Source organism: Microbacterium lacus (assembly GCF_002812805.1).
GTDB lineage: Bacteria > Actinomycetota > Actinomycetes > Actinomycetales > Microbacteriaceae > Microbacterium > Microbacterium lacus_A.
This window is the reverse complement of record NZ_NMUM01000040.1, coordinates 1-17879: the sequence shown is the minus strand read 5'-3', so window position 1 is coordinate 17879 and position 17879 is coordinate 1. Positions and strand designations below refer to the sequence as shown.

General features: G+C 67.6%; 17 protein-coding genes. 6 read left to right on the top strand and 11 right to left on the bottom strand.

The features are described 5' to 3' along the window. Nucleotides 1-66: 66 nt before the first annotated feature. The 3 genes from CGU34_RS13310 (at nucleotide 67) to CGU34_RS13300 (ending at nucleotide 2978) form a co-directional block, all read left to right on the top strand. On the top strand, nucleotides 67-1290 hold the full coding sequence (locus CGU34_RS13310) for a sensor histidine kinase (protein ID WP_036301442.1): 1224 nt from the start codon (nucleotides 67-69) through the stop codon (nucleotides 1288-1290). Then, nucleotides 1287-1961, top strand: a complete 675-nt coding sequence (locus CGU34_RS13305; protein WP_036301420.1) for a response regulator — start codon at nucleotides 1287-1289, stop codon at nucleotides 1959-1961. Before CGU34_RS13310 ends, CGU34_RS13305 begins: the two co-directional genes overlap by 4 nt. Nucleotides 1962-2096: 135 nt before the next feature. Then, nucleotides 2097-2978, top strand: coding sequence for a CPBP family intramembrane glutamic endopeptidase (locus CGU34_RS13300; RefSeq protein ID WP_051514102.1), 882 nt, complete (start codon nucleotides 2097-2099; stop codon nucleotides 2976-2978). 3 nt (nucleotides 2979-2981) lie between these two features. Here the strand turns inward: CGU34_RS13300 and CGU34_RS13295 are convergent, their stop codons facing one another. Both CGU34_RS13295 and CGU34_RS13290 read right to left on the bottom strand, forming a co-directional pair. Continuing rightward, entirely contained in the window at nucleotides 2982-3656 is a 675-nt protein-coding gene (locus CGU34_RS13295) for a TetR/AcrR family transcriptional regulator (RefSeq protein ID WP_036301417.1), read from the bottom strand. Continuing rightward, complete coding sequence (locus tag CGU34_RS13290) at nucleotides 3646-4674, bottom strand: epimerase (RefSeq protein ID WP_051514099.1); 1029 nt, start codon at nucleotides 4672-4674, stop codon at nucleotides 3646-3648. Before CGU34_RS13290 ends, CGU34_RS13295 begins: the two co-directional genes overlap by 11 nt. 26 nt (nucleotides 4675-4700) lie before the next feature. Here CGU34_RS13290 and CGU34_RS13285 point away from each other — a divergent pair, with 26 nt between their 5' ends. Further along, nucleotides 4701-5363 (top strand): DUF4166 domain-containing protein, encoded by a 663-nt coding sequence (locus CGU34_RS13285; protein WP_051514096.1) that lies wholly within the window; start codon nucleotides 4701-4703, stop codon nucleotides 5361-5363. A gap of 386 nt (nucleotides 5364-5749) precedes the next feature. Continuing rightward, the gene (locus tag CGU34_RS13280) at nucleotides 5750-6406 is read left to right on the top strand and encodes a histidine phosphatase family protein (protein WP_232711676.1); all 657 of its coding nucleotides are present in this window, start codon (nucleotides 5750-5752) and stop codon (nucleotides 6404-6406) included. A gap of 16 nt (nucleotides 6407-6422) precedes the next feature. Here CGU34_RS13280 and CGU34_RS13275 read toward each other — a convergent pair whose 3' ends face one another. The 8 genes from CGU34_RS13275 to CGU34_RS13235 form a co-directional block, all read right to left on the bottom strand. Then, nucleotides 6423-6650, bottom strand: a complete 228-nt coding sequence (locus tag CGU34_RS13275; RefSeq protein ID WP_036301414.1) for an RNA-binding S4 domain-containing protein — start codon at nucleotides 6648-6650, stop codon at nucleotides 6423-6425. Between the two features lie 168 nt (nucleotides 6651-6818). Further along, complete coding sequence (locus CGU34_RS13270; protein WP_036301412.1) at nucleotides 6819-8006, bottom strand: hypothetical protein; 1188 nt, start codon at nucleotides 8004-8006, stop codon at nucleotides 6819-6821. Beyond that, the gene (locus CGU34_RS13265) at nucleotides 8003-9163 is read right to left on the bottom strand and encodes a hypothetical protein (RefSeq protein WP_036301411.1); all 1161 of its coding nucleotides are present in this window, start codon (nucleotides 9161-9163) and stop codon (nucleotides 8003-8005) included. The genes CGU34_RS13270 and CGU34_RS13265 overlap by 4 nt, the downstream gene beginning before the upstream one ends. Beyond that, nucleotides 9160-10284, bottom strand: a complete 1125-nt coding sequence (locus CGU34_RS13260) for a hypothetical protein (protein ID WP_036301408.1) — start codon at nucleotides 10282-10284, stop codon at nucleotides 9160-9162. The genes CGU34_RS13265 and CGU34_RS13260 overlap by 4 nt, the downstream gene beginning before the upstream one ends. Continuing rightward, on the bottom strand, nucleotides 10281-11003 hold the full coding sequence (locus CGU34_RS13255) for a hypothetical protein (protein WP_036301405.1): 723 nt from the start codon (nucleotides 11001-11003) through the stop codon (nucleotides 10281-10283). The genes CGU34_RS13260 and CGU34_RS13255 overlap by 4 nt, the downstream gene beginning before the upstream one ends. Nucleotides 11004-11005: 2 nt before the next feature. Next, entirely contained in the window at nucleotides 11006-11368 is a 363-nt protein-coding gene (locus CGU34_RS13250) for an STAS domain-containing protein (protein ID WP_036301403.1), read from the bottom strand. A 9-nt stretch (nucleotides 11369-11377) separates the two neighbouring features. Beyond that, nucleotides 11378-11701: an STAS domain-containing protein gene (locus CGU34_RS13245; RefSeq protein WP_036301401.1), complete on the bottom strand. Its 324-nt coding sequence runs from the start codon at nucleotides 11699-11701 to the stop codon at nucleotides 11378-11380. Next, complete coding sequence (locus CGU34_RS13235; protein WP_051514092.1) at nucleotides 11685-13367, bottom strand: ATP-binding SpoIIE family protein phosphatase; 1683 nt, start codon at nucleotides 13365-13367, stop codon at nucleotides 11685-11687. The genes CGU34_RS13245 and CGU34_RS13235 overlap by 17 nt, the downstream gene beginning before the upstream one ends. 154 nt (nucleotides 13368-13521) lie before the next feature. Between CGU34_RS13235 and CGU34_RS13230 the strand changes: the two genes are divergently transcribed. Further along, nucleotides 13522-16254, top strand: a complete 2733-nt coding sequence (locus CGU34_RS13230) for an ATP-binding protein (protein WP_158497553.1) — start codon at nucleotides 13522-13524, stop codon at nucleotides 16252-16254. A gap of 312 nt (nucleotides 16255-16566) precedes the next feature. Here CGU34_RS13230 and CGU34_RS13225 read toward each other — a convergent pair whose 3' ends face one another. Continuing rightward, nucleotides 16567-17781 carry an IS481 family transposase gene (locus CGU34_RS13225; protein WP_036301396.1) on the bottom strand — a complete coding sequence of 405 codons (1215 nt, stop codon included), beginning with the start codon at nucleotides 17779-17781 and terminating at the stop codon, nucleotides 16567-16569. Nucleotides 17782-17879: the final 98 nt, after the last annotated feature.

Sequence of the window (17879 nt, the reverse complement as noted above, 5' to 3'; positions counted from 1 at the left end):
CGCGTGACGGTTTTCGTCCGCGTACCATTTCGTCCGCGTACCATTTCGGCCGCGTACCATTTCGGCATGGTCACCCCCAGGCTCTCCCGCCGCCGCGAGGCGTGGTTGCGCATTGCGGCGGCAGCGGCGGCGATCGCCCTCGTCGTGGTCTCGGTCGCCCTGGGCGCCAGCATCTACGACGGCCTGCTGCTGGTGCTGTTCGTCGGGGTGCTCGCCCAGGTCGCGTCGCTCCCCCTCGCGCTGATCCGCCCTCGAGTCGCCGCGATGCTCTCGATCGCCGGGGCACCGGTGATCATGGGTTCCGCCCACGCCGGAGAGGCGCCCTGGCCGTGGGCGGTGACGACGATGATCACCCAGGCTCTGGTCGTGGCCGCTCTGGGATATCGCGCCAGCTGGCTGCTCGGCGCCGGGACATTGATCGGGGTCGTCGCGCTGTCGGGTGTGCTTGCGCTTCTCGTCGTCCCGTCGCGCGATCAGGAATCGGTGGCGGCCAATCTCGTGGTCTTCGCCTGCATCGGGGGGATCGCCCTCGCCGTCGGCAACCTGGCGCGCGAGTGGCAGGCAGTCAGCCAGCAGCTGGTGCGTGAGCGTCGGCTGACCGAGGATGAGCGCGCGCGGCGTTTGGTCGCCGAGGAGAAGACACGGATCGCCCGTGAGCTGCACGACATCGTCGCGCACAGCATGTCGACCATCACGATCCAGGCCACGAGCGCCCAGGCGCGTCTGCCCCAGGTGGACGCCCCCACTCGACACGAGTTCGACGAGATCGCCGCGCTGAGCCGCAAGGCGCTGACCGAGATGCGCTCGCTGCTCGGGGTGCTGCGCGAGCCGGACGTCCCGATCGCCCGCACCCCTCAACCCCGGCTCTCGGGCATCGCCGAATTGGTGAAGCAGTCGCAGCGCTCCGGGCTCCAGGTTCGCCTGCGGGGAGCCGACTCCCTCTCCGACGAGGGAGTCGATGAGGCTGTCGGACTCAGCGCCTACCGCATCGTGCAAGAGGCGCTGAGCAATGTGCGGCGCCATACGCGCGGTGCCGCGGTCGAGGTGCGGGTGCACCGCGACCAGAATCTCGATCTGCGGGTCAGGAATCGATCCGGCGCGAATCGACCCGGCACGGAGCAGACAAGCCAGCCCCACCCGCCCACCACCGAGGGCAGCGGCCTGCTCGGTATGCGCGAGCGTGCGGCCGGTGTCGGCGGCACGCTGTCGTTCGGCCCGACCGGAGACGGTGGGTACGAGATCCACGCCGTCCTTCCCCTCCATGTCTCATCCGAATCGGAGGGAGAATGAGCATCCGCGTCCTCATCGCCGACGACCAAGCCATGGTGCGCGCGGGCTTCTCCGCCCTGCTCGGCGCCACCGGCGACATCCGGGTGATCGGGGAGGCCGCGGACGGCGTGCAGGCTGTCGAAATGTCTCGCGCGCTGCAGCCGGATGTGATCCTGATGGACGTCCGGATGCCCCACCTCGACGGCATCGAGGCGACGCGCCGCATCCTGTCTGAGCACGATGCGGCCAGGCACGGTTCACTCCCACGCATCCTGATGCTCACCACATTCGATATCGATGACTATGTCTACGAGGCGATGCGAGCGGGGGCCAGTGGGTTCCTTCTCAAGGACGCCCTCCCGGATGACCTCGCCGCAGCGGTTCGGGTCGTGGCGCGAGGCGACGCTCTGCTCGACCCCGCCGTCACGAAGCGGGTGATCGAGCACTTCGTTCGCACCATGACGCCGCCGGCGCAGCCCGTCTCGCTCGACGCGCTGACTCCCCGCGAGCGCGATGTGCTCACGCTCGTCGCGCGAGGTCTCTCGAACCGAGAGATCGCCGGTGAGCTCGTGCTCGCCGAGCAGACCGTGAAGAGCCACGTCAGCCGCATGCTCAACAAGCTCGACCTGCGTGACCGAGCGCAGGCCGTCGTCGTGGCGTATGAATCGGGACTCGTTGTTCCGCGCGAATAGCCCGGGGTTCTGTGGCAAGAGCATCCGGCCGCGCACGTCGCGGATCGCGCGCGGTGTCCGGATGGCGTAGCGAGCGGTACTGATGCCAAACTGAGCGCGTCACGCGCCGTGGGCGTGCCCGGAGAGGAACGCAGGATGGCGGTCACCGACGATTCGACGCGAACACCGCGAGCCGGAGCGCGCGGTATCGCGCAGCGCCACTCCCTCGCCTGCTATCTGCTCGTTGCCTTCGGATTCTCGTGGCTCATCGAGGTGCCGGTGGCGCTTTCGGCGCAGGGTTTCATCGCGCCGTTTCCCGCGCCCGTCGTCGCGATCTCCATCATTGCCGCCACGTTCGGTCCCCTGCTCGGGGCATTCGTCGTCACCGCGTTGATCGAGGGCACCTCAGGCGTCGCCGGCCTGTTGCGACGGTTCGTCCGTTGGCGGGTCGGCGTGCTGTGGTACGCATTCGTTCTCCTCGGGATACCGCTCATCGTGCTGCTCGGTGCCGTGCTCGTCCCCGGCGCGTTGTCCTGGTTCGACCCCGCGGCCTTCGTCGCTCTGGCCGCCTATCCGATGGCGTTCGTTCTGACGTTCTTCCTCGGCGGTCCACTCGGGGAGGAGCCCGGATGGCGAGGCTTCGCGCTGCCGCGCCTGCAACAGCGCCACGGCCCGCTGTGGGGGAGCCTCATCCTCGGCGCGGTGTGGGCGGCGTGGCACCTCCCGCTGTTCTGGAGCGGTGTATGGACTCCTCCCACCGTCGCCAACATCGTCATGTTCGGTGCGATGATCATCGCGCTCACCGTCATCATGACCTGGGTCTTCAACCACGTCGGCGGCAGCCTGCTGATCATGATTCTGATGCACGCATCGTTCAACACCTTCGCGAACCGGGTTGCCGCTCCGCTCTTCCCCGCGCCGATCTTCAACGAATACGGACTACTTCCCGTGCTCATCGGATTCGGGCTCACGGCGATCGTGCTCGTCGCGGTCACGCGTGGCCATCTCGGTGCGGGTGCGCGGCATTCGCCGACGTGATCGTCAGGCGCGCACCTCTGTGACGAGGGCAAGAGCATCGCGCACGGCCCCGCGCAGGACGGGCAGCCGGGTCAGGGGCACAAGGCGCGCAAACAGCTTGAGCCCGCGATCGAGGAGGCTCCGCGTGCGGCGCTGGCCCTCGGACGTGTCGTAGACCCAGTACAGCGCGAGCAGCAGGTGTGCGAGCACGAGCGCACGAGGGAGCAGCGAACGGATGTCATCGGGTAGACCGGTGCTCGCGGCACCGTTCACCGCCTGTGCGAAGAGGTCCTCCACGATCGCGAAAGCCTCGGCCGATTCCGTCGACAGCGGGTTGATCGGCGAGCGCGGCGAGACCGCGGCCGACAGGAACTCGCCCGCGTGCGCGTGGTACGGCGTGAGCTGGTCGAGACCGGTCGAGAACGCGATCCGGAGGCGCTCGATCAGCCGACTCTCGTCCGTCAGTCCCGGTTCGGCCGCCGCGCGGTGCGCCTCCTGCACGTCGAGATACAGCTCTTGAATGAGGTGGTTCTTCGAGGGGAAGTGGTAGTTGGTGGCTCCCACGGACATCCCGAGTTCTTCGGCGATCTTCCTGACCGTCGTCGCGTCGTAGCCGTTGTCGCGAAACGACCGAAGCGCCGCACCGCGGATTCTCTGCCGGGTCTGTTCTCCCTTTCGGGCCGGTAGGTCACGAGACATCCGCGCTCCTCTCCGTGGCGTTCGAGCGGTGGGCACGGCGACCATGGTGCACGTCGACCAGTGCCGCTTCGAGATCGGTATGGGCGAAGGTGAAGCCCGCATCGGTGAGTGTCTGGGGGGTCACCCATCGGCTCTTCAGGATGAGTTCGGGCTCGGTGCGAAGTGCCATCATGCCCAGCTCGAGCATCCACCTGGTCGTCGGGACCCCCACGGGTGCACCGACAACGCGACGCAGGGTTCGCATGAGTGTGCGGTTGTCGGATGGCCGGGGGGACGCGATGTTGATCGGGCCGCTGAGCCTGTTGTCGTCGCGGATGAACCGGATCGCGCCGACCACGTCGTCAACGTGTACCCAGCTGAACTTCTGGCGCCCGCGGGTGCGATACCAGGGCGCGCGGTCCTGCCCGGTCGGGCGAACGCCGATGCCTCGGTAGCGGTGATGCGGTGGGCACCATCCATCGTGCTGGGGTCCACCGAGCCCCAACCGCGCGATCGTCAGCAGCATCCGAGCCGCTGGCCCGTCGCCGACGACGATCGCCATCCGCAGCGCGGCGCGGCGCGTGTGGGGGAGCGTGCCCGCGAAGAACTCTCGCTCCCAGGAGGTCGCGACATCGACGGAGAATCCCGATCCGATCTCGCCGTCGCTCTCGGTGTTCGCCCGATCCATTGCGTGCCGGTAGATCGTTGCGGTCGACGCGTTCAGCCACACGCGCGGAGGATTCTCGGCCGACGCGATCGCCTCTCGCAGGGCGCGCGTCGTTCGCACGCGGGATTCGAGGATCGCGTTCCGGTTGGCGTCTGTGTAGCGGCAGTTCACCGACTTTCCGGCGAAGTTCACCACCACGTCCGCGCCTGCGACAGTTCGACGGAGCGTGTCTGCGTCCGTCCACCGCCCATCGGAGCGACCACCGACGAGACGGACGTCGTACCCATCCGCGACGAACGCGTCGGCGACGGCGCTCCCGATGAAACCGGATGCCCCGAGGACGACCGCGACGGGTGAGCGCTTCGTGTTCATGCCAAAACTGTACTACCGTTCTGAACATGTTCAGTAAACGGGCTTCGGTCGAAGGCGGCTCCCCCGGGGTATCGGTCTACGAGCGCGTTCTGGGCGACGACTTCGGCGCGCTCGATCCACAGCTGCAGAGGTACTTCGGCCTCATACCGGAGGGGTTCGTGGGCGTCGGCTCGGGGCGCTACCGTGTGGCGGGCCTGTGCGTACGAGCGCTTCGGCCCCTGTTCGCCGTGCTCGCGCGGCGCGGGATCGCGTTCGCCGAGAAAGGCGCGGATGTGCCGTTCTCCGTCCGGAACATCCCGCATCCGGATGGCACGTTGAGCGCGGTACGCACATTCGAATTCGTGAACGGAACGCGGGCGATGCGCGACGTGATGCGGATCGACGGCGAGCGACTCGTTGATCGCATCGGGGCGAAGGGCGAGATCGAGGTCGAGCTCTCGATGCGCGTCTCGGAAGGCCGGCTGCGGATGGAGAGCGAGCGACTCGCTCTGCGCCTGTGGGGTCTGCGCCTGCCCCTGCCTCGCGTGGTCCGGGTGCTTCTCACGGAGCAGGCGCTCCCGGTTGGGGCCCAGCGCGTGGAACTGCGCATCCTCGCCCCCGTGATGGGTGAGATCTACGGGTATTCGGGGGACTTCACGTACGAGGTGAGGCGCGACGAGGAACCCCCTGAGGTGCCGGGAGCGGGTTAGTCGTGCTGCGGCCGTCGTTCGAGCGCGCTTGCGTACATCCGAGAGGGCCGATGGTGCAGAAGTGCGCTCATGACGCCTTTTCCGGGGGTCGAATGGGTGCCGAACCTCTCGGATGTCCGCCGGGCGCGCCGCATCCGCCGTGATCGCGTGCGACCACCGAACGTCGCCATCTCGTGAACATCGGACGGGCCCGGTGGTGCCGCCACGGGTGGCTACCGTTTAAGAATCGGGCACGGAGGCCCGGGATGAGGATGGATCCTCGATGCGGGCCTCTACGACCCGATCGCCCGCCTCGAAGAAATCCTCGGCGTCGGGTGACGGCCGGCCGCGCGATCTCGTCAGCTCTCGGCGCGACCTCGAATCGTCCTGGGCTCTAGGGTTGCGGTGTGCCCATCAACGATCCGCTGCCCGATCGCCCCGCCCCGGACAACCCCTCGGGAAAGCTCGTCCTGCTCCGCCACGGCGAGACCGAGTGGTCGAAGCTCGGCCGACACACGGGCCTGACGGACATCCCGCTCACTGCGCATGGCGAGGACCTCGCGCGAGGTGCGGGTGAGCTGGTCGCGGACTACAACTTCTCGCTGATCCTGACCTCGCCGCTCGAGCGGGCTCGGCGCACGGCAGAGCTAGCGGGTCTGAACGCCGAGGTCGATCCCCTCCTCGTCGAGTGGGACTACGGCGGGTTCGAAGGGCGCACGACCCGAGACATCCGTGCCGAACTCGGCTACGACTGGAGCGCATTCACGCACGGTGTGATCCGCGGCAAGACCCCCGGGGAGACGGTTGAAGAGGTCGCGGGACGCGCTTCGCGGGTGCTGACGCGTGTGCTGCCGGCCATGACCCACGGGGATGTCGCGCTGGTCGCGCACGGCCACTTCCTGCGAATCCTGACGGCCGTCTACCTGCGGATGGCTCCCCGTTTCGGTGCCCAGATCACCCTGGATGCCGGGTCGGTGTCGGTGCTGAGCTACTACCGCGAGCAGCCGGCCATCCTGTCGTGGAACTACGGACTCGCGCTGCCGATGGCGCCGTCGGAGTCCTGAGCCGCGTGGTTCAGCGCTACGGGCACACGCGGACGGTGCGCGGGCCGAACTCGACGATGTCGTCGACATGGAGCTGGCGCCCCCGACGACGCTCGACGTCACCGTTCACCGTCACCAGACCGTCGATGATCGCTTCTTTGACCTCGCCACCGGAGTCCAGCAGTCCCGCGAACTTCATGAACGGACCGAGGCGGATCATGTCGCCGCCGATCGAGATGTCGTCGACCGGAGCTGAATTCGTCATTCCGGAAGGCTAGCCGACGGCCGGCACCTCGTTGCGGTCGGGCTGCTCACCCCCGTTTCGTTCGGCTGGTTCGCTTATCAGCCGCTCGTGGGTCCGAGGGCATCACTGATCTCATGGGCGATCTTCCGGGAGAGGGCACGTCGGTTCACAGCGGTCGATGATCGGGGCTCACTCGTTTCGTTCGCGGGTCCAGAGGCCGAGAACGGATGGCTCGAGCGTGCGTTCCACGGCCGCAGTGAGGTCGGATGCCGCGGTGTGTGGATCCGCTCGTGTCCGGAGTCGTTCGCCGAAGGCATCGACCACGCGCTCGGCATCGTATTGCGCACGGTTGAACCTGCGGTCGAGGACGCGGCGAGACACGCGCAGAACGGGGAGGAACACCGCCGCTGCGACGAGAGTCGCAAGCGCGACGCCGAGGGTGGTGGCGTCCGGGAGCAGCCACGCGACCGAGGTCACGATAACCGCGTAGATCGCCACGGCGACGGCTGTGACTATGGCGTATGTCGCCGTGCGCGAGATGATCCGGTCGATCTCGTACAGGCGATACCGGAGTACGGCGATCGCGATCGCGACGGGGATCAGCCCGTACGACACAAGCACGATGCCGGTGATCCCCATCCATGGGTCGGGTGTGACCCAGCTCGTGATCAGGATCGCGACGGCCAGCCCGACTGCCCACAGCATCCATCGCAGTTGCGCGCGTTCGACGGTGCCCGCGCGCCGGTAGCGTACGACGAGAGAGGCGAGGGAGCCGACGAAGGCGATCGCCAGAGCGCCGAACGACACCAGGATGGTGAGCGGATTCTCGACGAGTGCGGGCACGTGCGCCCGGTTCGGGATGCCGGGATAGACCTCGACCGACAGCGTCGACAGTGCGACGCTTGCGAGGACGAGCGTGGTGATCGTGTACCAGGAGAACCAGCGCCATCGCGGCGTCGGCACCGCGCCGTCGGGGAATCGGAGCGGGATCTGGGTGAGCAGGAGTCCGATCGGGGGCAACCAGCTCCACGTGTCCTCGCGGTCGTAGCCGTACCAGAACAGCCACGCAGAGACACTGGGTGCGTGATCGACCAGGGCTTCGCCGAGAAGCGTCGCGGGGGTGCCGATCGTGAACAGACCGGGGATCAGCAGGAGCAGCCAACCGATCGGGTTGCGCGGGCGCTTCCACGACAGCAGCCAGCCGACCACGACGAAGATCGTCAGGAGGATGAGGAAGGGCGCGGCGTCCGCCACGGGGCGTCCGGCGGCCGCAGAGGCAACGATCGTCACAATGAGCATCGCGACGACCACCGCGGCGGCCAGGAATGCCGGCCACGCGAGAGCGCGATCACCGCGGTAGCCACTTCCTCTCCTCATGATCGAGGTCCCGTGGTCCAGACGCCGATCGCCACGGGCTGCAAGGTCCGCTCGACCGCGCTGGTGAGGTCTTCGGCGGCCGTCAGTGGGTCGGTTCCCGTGCGCAGGCTTTCGCCGAAATCGTCGACGACTCTTTGGGCAACGTAGTGCTCGCGGTCGAACTGGCGATCAATGCGGCGCTGGATGATACGCAGCACGGGGAGGGCGACGGCGGCAGCCACGAGAGTCGCGAGCGCTACGCCGACCGTCTGCACCCCAGGCAGGAGCCACGTGACCGAAGTGACCACCGTCACATACACGCCGATCACCAGGGCTGTGACGATCGCGTACGACACCGTCCGTGAAACGACGCGACCAATCTCGTAGAGACCATGCCTGCTCACGGCGACCCATACAGCCACCGGAAGCGCGAGCGCAGCCGCGCCGAGGAAGACCGAGCCGATCAGCGCGGCCTCGCCGACCAGGGCCACGCTTGCGAGCGCGGCCACCATGCCGATCGGCAGGATCAGAAATACGAGCGCGAGCCACCGCACCTGGAGCCGCACGATGCCGTCTCCGTGTCGATATCGCAGGAACACACTGACCACGGCTAGCGCGAACAGACACAGCAGCGCGGCCAGACATGCCGTGGAGAGCGCGGAGGTCACCGACTCGGGAGGAAGCGGCGGCGGCTCGAGACCCGAGTATTCCCATTCCGACGGCGCCAGCAGTATCGCCGCGATCGACGCGGCGGCGGTGAGCGGCACGGCCCACAGCACCGGTCGCCACCGGGGCAAGAGTGCCCGGCCGTCGGGGAAGGTGAAGGCCAGCAGAAGTGGAGAGATTAGCCAGAACGGCCACGAGATCGCGTTCGGCACGACCTGCCAGAGTGTCCCGGCGAGCCAAGCGGGGAACGTCCAGACTGCTGTGATGAGTGGCACGCTGCCGAGAGCCGCCAGTTGCGCGCCGACCCAGAGATTCGGTCGCTGGATCAGCAGCAGCACGCCTAGGACCATCGACGGCGTCGTGACGACGGCTGTCACCACGACAGTCGGAACGTTCTCGACCGGCAGTCCGGAAGCCACAGCCGCGATGAGCATCATGATGGCGGCCGCGACCAATAGCGCACCGACGACGGCGGCCAAGGGAAGCGCGCGGCGCGGCGCGGCGCCTGTCATCGCGAACCTTCTGCTGTCCACAGTCCCAGGACCCTGGGCTGAAGAGTTCGCTCGATCGCGCCGATGAGATCGCCGCCGGTCGCAGTGGGATCCAGACCCGTGCGCAGGCGCTCGCCGAATGCGTCGACGGTCTTCTGCGCATTGAAGTGCTCGCGGTCGAATCGCCGGTCGATGCGGCGCTGGACAAAACGGACCAATGGCAGGAAGAGCGCAGCCGCCGCGAGGGTCGCCAGCGCGACACCCACCGTCGGAAGCTGGGGGAGCATCCAGCTCACGGACGTCACCACGCCGGCATAGACGGTGAGGACGAGTGCCGTCACAAGTGCGTACGAGACGGTGCGCGAGACGACCCGGCCGATCTCGTACAGTCCGTGGCGCGTCACGGCGATCCAGATCGCGATCGGGATCGCGTTGATGCCGAGCGTCATCACAGTCCCGATGACGGTGGGCGCATCGTCGAAGGCGAGGGTGAGACCGAGGATGGCGACGGTCATCGCCGTTCCATACGCGAGCCACCGGAACTGTAGGCGCGTGACGCCGTCCGCCCGCATCCACCGCATGACAAGCTCCACGAGGGCGGCCGCTCCGACGATGGGCACGGCGAGGAACGACTCGTCTCCCGTCACCACGGCCGACACCGTCGCGAGAGCGGGAACACCCAGAGGATTCACCCTCCCCGAGAATGCGAGGTCGCCGGACGCGACGAGAGCAGCTGCGATCACCGTCAGTGCGACGGCCGCTACCGCGCCGGCCACGAAGCGTCCGAGCTTCGTCGTGATCTTTCCGCTCGGGAAGACGACAACCAGCACCGGCAGCAGCAGCCACACCGCGTAGCCGAAGACAGTAAGGCCCAGCTCGATTCCGACTGGCAGTGCGGCCGCGACGCCCGGGATGACGAACGCCCCGTACAGACTCCAGTAGAAGGCGATGCCGAGCAGGATTCGCCCGATCGCGTTACCCGAACGTCGCAGGAGCAGCAGGGTTCCGACGATTGCGAAGCCGCCCCATGCGGCGAGCGTCCAGCTCTCGCCAGTCATGACGATCGTGAGGATGCAGAGCGCGAGGTAGCCCGCGAAGAGGGCCAGAATGCCCCCTCGGCGAACCGCCTCGCGAAGCTTCATCGGACAGAAGTCCGGGTGCGATGCGGTCGGAACGGCGCGGACAGGGTGTGGGTGAGCGTGCGGATGCCGGCGTTGTGGCGCACGTTGGTCCAGTTCGCCCAGAGCCGCCGTCGGTCGACGCACACCGTGTGCTCGCCGACCGCAACGTCCGGCAGGCCGTGCGCGGCCGCGAGGTTGCGCAGGACCCCGGGCCAGAAGACGTCCTCGCCGCGACGGGCAAGGGGCCACATGCTCTCGAAGAGAGGATCCGAGCAGCGCAGGAGCATGCGGATCTGGGCGATCGTTCGGCCCGTGGCATCCATCGCGGCAGAGAACGTGATCATCGCCGCGAACATGTGACCCTCGGGAGTGAGGAAGGTGAACGATGTGTCGTCGGCATAAAGGACCAAGATCCCGGACGTCACCCCACCCGCAGTCAGGGCTGTGACATCGCCGGGCTCGATCGCCGAGATCGAACCGTGAAAGCGGCCCATCCTCGGCCAATACTGCCCGAAGTGCGCTCGCCAGTCGGCGACGAGTGACTCGGGACTCACCTCGGTGCCGAGGTCGGCAGTGTATGTGCGCTGCCACAGTCGACCGAACCCGTTCATCGGGCCTGCCACGCGCCTGCCCTGGAGGTTGTAGCCGTGCGGTTCGGTGGGATCGCTCACCTCCAGGCGTTCGACATACTTCGCCCAATAGGCCGCGTCCCGCGGCACCGCATCGCTGTGCTCGACCATGGTCATCCTCCCTGGGCTGCGAACGCAGCAATCGCAGATGTGGTGTCATCGTGGAGGGCGATCGCCTCATCGAGCCGGGTCAGTTCGAAGATCTGCCGATAGTGCTCGGTCAATCCCACCGCCGCGATGCGCTGCTGTCGGCGCTGTCCACGGACGAGAAGCGTGACGAGCATGCCGATGCCGCCGCTGTTCATATAGTTCATGCCCGAGAAGTCGAGCACGACGAGCTTCACGCCGCCGTCGGATGCGCGCTCGTGCGCCGCCATGAGGTCGTCTTCGCACGCTGCGGTGACATCGCCCGAGATCGTGATCGCCGCCGTCTCCGGAGCCGGGTGCGTGACGTCCATGATCGCTGCGGGCGCCATATCGTCCTCCTAACTCTCCACCGGCTGAACGATTTCGATGAAGTCGCTCAATCGGGTGATCTCGAAGATGTGCCGGTAGTGCTCTGTGAGACCCGAAGCGCGGACGCCGACGCTTTGCGCGCGCGCACGTGCCAGGACGCCGACGATCAGAGCGATCCCCGTCGAGTTGATGTAGTCGACGCCGGTGAAGTCGAGTTCGATCGATGCGGGGCAGTCGAGGGATGCCGCGGCGTAGGCCGCGTCGAGGGCGTCTGCCGCATCCCGATCGATCCTGCCCGCCAGCACGACCTCGACGCGGTCGCCCCGTCGCCGGATCTCATGACTCAGGCTCATGGTTCCCTCCGTTCCTCTGGACGCCGCCCGCGGCATCCCTCCCGTCCGCACGCATCGCCAGTCGGACGACGTGGCGGTCGCCGTCGCTGAACTCCTCGACTTTGTCCACGAGCTCCCGGACGAGGAACAGGCCCCACCCGCGGGGCGTCTGCAAGCCGGCGAGCTTGAGGTCGAGGTCGGGAGTTTCGGCATCGCGCCGGAGTCCGCGCCCGAAGTCGGCGACTTCGACGGTCACGTAGTCGGACGTGCGCCGGACCGCGATGAGCACATCGAGCGTGGCATCCCCCCGGTTGCCGTGCTCGATGGCGTTCATCACCGTCTCGCTCACCGCGGTCTTCAGCGCGTTCAGACGCGCCCCTCCGAGCGCATGCGCCGCGATGGATGCAACACGGTCCATCGCGTCCCGCTCGTTGCCCGGCACGCTCGCCACCGCGAACGACACGGTCTCGGCGGCTCCACCGCGACGGCCTCGTTGAAGTGTCACGAGGGTGATGTCGTCTTCCTGTTCGACACCCGTGGAGAAGATGCCGAGCTCCTGAACCGCGCCGTCGACGAGCTCCTGGCCCGTCCCGGCGCCGGCGACGAGGTCCGCGGTGCGCCCGAATCCGAACATCTCGCCGGCGGAATCGTGCTGCTCGGTGATGCCGTCGCTGTACAGCAGGACGATCTCACCACGGCCGATCACAGTCTCGTGCTCTTCGTAGATGCTGCCGGACATCAGCCCCAGCGGCATCCCGCGGGCGTGCAGCTGCACGACGTCGTCGCCGCGTCGCACGTAGGGCAGGTTGTGCCCGGCGTTCGCGAAGTGGGTGCGCCCGCTTTCGAGGTCGAGCACCAATACCAGGCACGTCACGAACATATGGGTCGGAATCTGCGGGATCAGCAGTTCATTCACGCGACGCAGCACCTCCCCGGGAGAGGTCACGACGGCCGCCGTCGAGCGCAGCAGTGCATGAGTACTCGCCATGACGAGCGCTGCCGGCACGCCCTTGTCGGTCACGTCTCCCGTGACGACCATGATCCGACCGTCGGGCAGCTCGATGAGGTCGTAGAAATCGCCGCCGACGGTGCGGGCGGGTCGGTAGAACGCCGCCACGGTCCAGCCGCCGAGTTCGGGCAGCTCGGCCGGCAGAAACTGCTGCTGAATGAGCTGGGCGACGTGCAGCTCCTGCTCGATGCGCTCGCGCTCGCGCGCCTGGCGCTCCTGAACCCGCATCAGCTGCCCCAGACGCAGCGCGGGTGCGGCGTAGCGCGCCAGGCTGTCCAGCAACCGGCGGTCGTTGCGGGAGTAGGTCCGCTCGGACAGGCGCTGTCCGAGCGCGAGGATGCCGACGAGTTCGCCACTGGTGACGAGCGGCACGACCAGCTGCACCTCCTGCGCGATCATCTTCGCGACGGCGGAAGAGTAGGCGGGTAGGGCGCCGATCTCGACCGGGCCGGACGCGGACTGCAGGTACACCAGCAGCGGGTCGCCGGGATCGATCTCGATGTCGATGCGGCGCGCGCGGGAAGGAGCGGGGCCCAGTTCAGGGCGTCGCGCGGCCTTCGCAGCCGTGCGCTTCTCCGCGCGTCGGCGTCGGCGCGCGGCTCCGCTCGGCGCGTCGTGCGCGACGCCAGCCGGTGGGTCGGCGGGCGTCTGCGCCGCCGTCTCCAGCGTGTCGGTCATCGGATCCTCCTCGACCGGAAGCCCGCACAGCGACCGGTACTGCAACGATGATGCTCCGGCGGGCGTTCCGAAAGCGTTACGGCTACGCGCAATTCGAGAACTCGGAACGCGCTGGGCCCCGTTCTGGCATTACGGTATGCACGAGGGGGCGATCGTGTCGGTGCGGCTCGAGCTGTTCGGACCGCCGCGGGTGTGGCGGAACGATGCCGAGGTGCGGTTCGACACGCGCAAGGCGGTCGCGCTGCTGGCCCTGCTGGCGGTGTCGGGGCGAGAGTTCGGGCGTGAGGCGCTCGCCGGTTTGCTGTGGCCCGATCTCGAGCGGTCGCGCGCTCGCGCGACTCTGAGGCGGACGCTGTCGGTGGCGGCCGCGGTCGGCCCGGCTCTGGTCGTGCACGCCGATCGCGTCGGGATGGATGCCGGGGCGGTGGACTGCGATGTCGTTGAGTTCCGTACGCTCATCGCCTCGCCACATGTCGCGGACTGGCGTCGCGCGGCCGGCTTTGCAGCCGACAACTTTCTCGAAGGCTTCTCGCTTCGGGACAGCCCGCCTTTCGAGGATTGGATGTTGGGGGTCGCCGAGGAGCTGCGGGACGAGCTCTCGCGCACTCTTGCCCGGCTCGTCGTTTCGGCCGTCGAGCGCGCGTCCTGGCCGGACGCGCTGGAGTACGCCCGGCGGCGCGTCCACGTTGAGCCGCTGTCGGAACCTGCGCACGCCGACTTGATCCGGGTGTCAGCCTGGGCGGGCGACCGACCCGCGGCCCTGCAGGCCTACCGGAGTCTGGTACGGCTGCTGGACCGCGAGCTCGGAGTGCCTCCTCTGCCCGAGACACTTGCACTCCACGAAGACATCCGCGCCGACCGACTCGCGCAGCCCACGCCGGCACATGCCTCGGCCGAGCAGCGCCAGACAGCCGTCGTGTCGGAGGTACCCGCGCCGCCGCCGACGAAGCTCATCGGGCGTGACGTGCAGCTGGCTCGCCTGACGGATGCGTGGCGCGAGGTGGCGGAGTCTGGGCGTCTCGTCGGCATCGTCGGCGAGCCTGGGCTCGGAAAGAGCGCACTCGCGGCGACGATTGCGGGTCACGCCGGCCGCCGCGCCATTCGGATCGCCGCTCGGGAGTCCGAGGCGTCGCTGGCGTACGCGGCTGCGAACGACCTCGTGCGATCGTTGCTGTTACTCCAGCCGAACCTGCCGGCGATGATGGGTTCATCCGCAGCGCCGCTCGCTGCCCTGGCCACCCAGATCGACGGAGCTGCACCGCGGACGATTCGCACCCCGGGCGACTTGCAGCGGGTGCACGAAGCCGTTCGCGCTGCCGTCGAGCAGCTCGCGACCGAGGGCCCGCTGCTTCTCGTCGTCGATGACGCGGAACTGCTTGACCGCCCGTCGGCGGCATTGCTGGGTTATCTCGCCCGACGGCTGCCGCCGGGTTTTCTTCTCGTCGTCGCGTGGGCGCCGGGACTCACCGAAGGGCCGCTCCAGCAGGCGGTCGCCGAACGCGGCGAGACACTGCAGCTTCAGCCGTTCGATGAAGGACAGATCGCCGTACTCACCGGGGGCGGCCTCGACGCGAGCGAGGTTCTGCGGCGCACTCGCGGCATTCCGCTGCTGGTGCGAGAGGTGGCCGCGGCGCCGACCGAGGCGGAGGCGGATCAGGTACGCGACATTGTCGCGGCTCGGTTCGCGGGCGCGTCCGAGACAGCACGACAGATGGTCACGGCATCCGTCGTGATCGGCGCCGTCGCGCCGCCCGAGGTGCTGCGCGCGGTGAGCGGGAGGGACGAGACCGAGACCGTCGAGGCGATCGAAGAGGCGGTCGCTCGCGGCCTACTCGTGGAACACACCGACACCCCCGGGTATGACGTGCCGCACGACCTTGTGCGCAGCGCGGCGCTGCAGGGGCTGTCCCTGGCCCGGCGCCGGCTCCTCCATGCGCGTGTCGCCGATATCTACGCGCGTCGTCATGCCATTGACCCGCGTGCGACACCGGCCGGTTCGGTGGCCCAGCACCTTGCTGCCTCGGGGCGGGAAGAGGAGGCGGCGACGTGGTTCGTGACGTCCGCCGCGGAATCGGCGAGCGTGTCCGCGTACGAGGAGTCGATCCTTCAGTTGCGGGCGGCCTTGGCCATGGGTCGGCGCGGCATCGAGGTGCATACGGCGATCGGCGCCGCCCTGGTGCGGCTCGGCCGCTACGAGGAGGCACTATCGGCGCTCGACCAGGCGTCTGCTCTGGCAGAGGGTCAGTCGGAACGTCGATCCGAGATCGAGCATGCGATTGCGGGTGTGTACGACCGACTCGGCGACTGGGAGCTCGCGCAGGTGCATCTGGAGTCGGCGCGCGACCTGGCCGCCGCCGGCGGGCCGCGCGGTCGACGAGCGCGTGCGCTAGCCGATCTCGCTCTCGTGCTTCACAGGAGGGGCCAAATCGCTCGGGCGCGGGAGACGGCGCACGCGGCCGAAGACGCTGCAGTGGCGTCAGGCGACGATGCGGCACGCACGCAGGCGGACAACGTGCTCGGCATGATCGCCCTCTCCAACAACGAGGTCGTGCTCGCGGAGCATCACCTGGAGAACGCCGTGGCTCGGGCGCGTGCGGCTGAGAACGTCGATCTGCTGATCGCTGCGCTCAACAACCTCTCGCGAGCACTCTCGGCTGCCGGTGCCGGTCCGCTCGCGCTGGAGACCGCCCGTGAGTCCCTCGCACTCGCTGAACGCCAGGGTGATCGACACCGCCTCGCGGCCCTGCACTCGCACGTTGCCGACCTGTTGCACGCCGAAGGGCAGGACGAGGAGGCGATGGCGGAGCTGAAACTCTCAGCGATGGCCTTCGCCGACGTGCAGGGCTCGGCGGGGCGACCGGAGGTATGGACGCTCACCGAGTGGTGAGTGTGGGTGTGATCCCACGTCGGGAGGCATTGCGGCCTGTCGAACCTAGACGCGACGGCGGGAGTCGAACTCAGGCGGGCGGTTTCGACTGTGTCGCGATATTCGGCAAAAACCGCGTGATTACGCGGAATTTTCGCTTTCCTTGGCGGGTCTCAAATGGGTTCGATCGGGGTGAATCTCGACCAAGTGTGGGCAAAATGTGGGCACGACTTTCAGAGATGTCTTGATGGATCGTGTGATGTATCAGGACATGCCTGACGATTCTGCATCAGGACATCTCTGACAGTTGATGTGTCAGGACATCTCTGACACTCAGACGGTGGGGCGGCCGCGCCCGCGGGGTCTGCCGCTGCCGACGTACTTCGTGCCGGGTGCGGGCCAGGGCTGCTGGATGAGCAGGGTGCCTTGATAATCGAACACGAGCAGTTCGGTGTCTTCCTCGACGACGTAGGCGATCGCGCCGACGAGGGCTCGACTGATGTGGAATCGGATGCCGCGGACGAAGACCGTGCCGTTGTCTCGGACCCGTGTCATCCGGATCCCGTCATCTGCCGGCAGAGTCGCGGGTCGCGGCGCGGGGCGCGGTGGCTCGACTTTCGCCGTCGCTATCCATGCCTGTTGCGGGGTGATTCGACCGGGCAAAGCTTGATGCGGACGCTCGGTGTTATAGACCAGATCGAAGACGTCGACCTGAGCCTGCAACTGCTCGAGCGTGTCGGCGAGGGGTTGCTTATCGAGGAACCGGAACAGGGTCTGGTGGAAGCGTTCGTTCTTGCCCTGCGTGGTCGGCTTATAGGGCTTGCCCGTGATCGGCTCGACCCCCAGAGAGGTCACATACGAGACGAGCTGGCCCAGCACGCCTCGACGGGACGGGTTCAACGCAGCCCCGTTATCGCTGAGCAGTCGCTGCGGAACACCGTGAGCCTCGATCCCCTTCCGGACAACAGCGATCGCCGCTTCCGACGTCTCACCCCAGGCCACGTGAGAGGCGACTGCGAACCGAGAGTGATCATCGATGAGCTGGAAGATGACACACTTCCGACCGCCCGAGAGGACATACTCGGTCGCGTCCAACTGCCAGCATGCGTTCGGGGCCGGATAGACGAACCGGCGAAACGATGCCCTCGGCTTCTTCCGCGGTTCGACTTTCGCTACTCCCGCGTCACGGAAGATCCGCGCCAGCGACGCCGTCGAGGGCACCGGCGCCATCCCGAGCGACCGCATCTTCTCGTGAACACTGATCGGGCCGTGATCCAGGCCGGATCGCTCTAACGCCGCCCGCACCGCCACCGCCTGCTGCGCCACATTCTCTGCGAGCCGCATCGGGCTCTGCTTCGGACGCCTCGATCGCGGCTCCAACGCTGCCACGGGCCCATCCACCGCCGCTCGTTTCCGGATCGCATAGAACGTCTCCCGCGAGATCCCATGCTCCCGGCAAAACGTCGTCACCGACCCGCGCGGCGCATCCGAAGGCCACTGCACGATCGCGAGACGGACACGAGGATCAACAGGCTCAACACGACTCATCCCCCAAACATCGAGGCAGAAGTGTCAGGACCAAACGACCCCGAAACGTCAGAGATCTATTGATCCAGAACCGTCAGAGATGTCCTGATAGATCACAG

What these genes read in the sequence shown, in the direction of transcription:
- CGU34_RS13310 (WP_036301442.1), top strand. Translation starts at nt 67, where the DNA reads ATGGTCACCCCCAGGCTCTCCCGCCGCCGCGAGGCGTGGTTGCGCATT.
- CGU34_RS13305 (WP_036301420.1), top strand. Translation starts at nt 1,287, where the DNA reads ATGAGCATCCGCGTCCTCATCGCCGACGACCAAGCCATGGTGCGCGCG.
- CGU34_RS13300 (WP_051514102.1), top strand. Translation starts at nt 2,097, where the DNA reads ATGGCGGTCACCGACGATTCGACGCGAACACCGCGAGCCGGAGCGCGC.
- CGU34_RS13295 (WP_036301417.1), bottom strand. Translation starts at nt 3,656, where the DNA reads ATGTCTCGTGACCTACCGGCCCGAAAGGGAGAACAGACCCGGCAGAGA.
- CGU34_RS13290 (WP_051514099.1), bottom strand. Translation starts at nt 4,674, where the DNA reads ATGAACACGAAGCGCTCACCCGTCGCGGTCGTCCTCGGGGCATCCGGT.
- CGU34_RS13285 (WP_051514096.1), top strand. Translation starts at nt 4,701, where the DNA reads ATGTTCAGTAAACGGGCTTCGGTCGAAGGCGGCTCCCCCGGGGTATCG.
- CGU34_RS13275 (WP_036301414.1), bottom strand. Translation starts at nt 6,650, where the DNA reads ATGACGAATTCAGCTCCGGTCGACGACATCTCGATCGGCGGCGACATG.
- CGU34_RS13270 (WP_036301412.1), bottom strand. Translation starts at nt 8,006, where the DNA reads ATGAGGAGAGGAAGTGGCTACCGCGGTGATCGCGCTCTCGCGTGGCCG.
- CGU34_RS13265 (WP_036301411.1), bottom strand. Translation starts at nt 9,163, where the DNA reads ATGACAGGCGCCGCGCCGCGCCGCGCGCTTCCCTTGGCCGCCGTCGTC.
- CGU34_RS13260 (WP_036301408.1), bottom strand. Translation starts at nt 10,284, where the DNA reads ATGAAGCTTCGCGAGGCGGTTCGCCGAGGGGGCATTCTGGCCCTCTTC.
- CGU34_RS13255 (WP_036301405.1), bottom strand. Translation starts at nt 11,003, where the DNA reads ATGGTCGAGCACAGCGATGCGGTGCCGCGGGACGCGGCCTATTGGGCG.
- CGU34_RS13250 (WP_036301403.1), bottom strand. Translation starts at nt 11,368, where the DNA reads ATGGCGCCCGCAGCGATCATGGACGTCACGCACCCGGCTCCGGAGACG.
- CGU34_RS13245 (WP_036301401.1), bottom strand. Translation starts at nt 11,701, where the DNA reads ATGAGCCTGAGTCATGAGATCCGGCGACGGGGCGACCGCGTCGAGGTC.
- CGU34_RS13235 (WP_051514092.1), bottom strand. Translation starts at nt 13,367, where the DNA reads ATGACCGACACGCTGGAGACGGCGGCGCAGACGCCCGCCGACCCACCG.
- CGU34_RS13225 (WP_036301396.1), bottom strand. Translation starts at nt 17,781, where the DNA reads ATGAGTCGTGTTGAGCCTGTTGATCCTCGTGTCCGTCTCGCGATCGTG.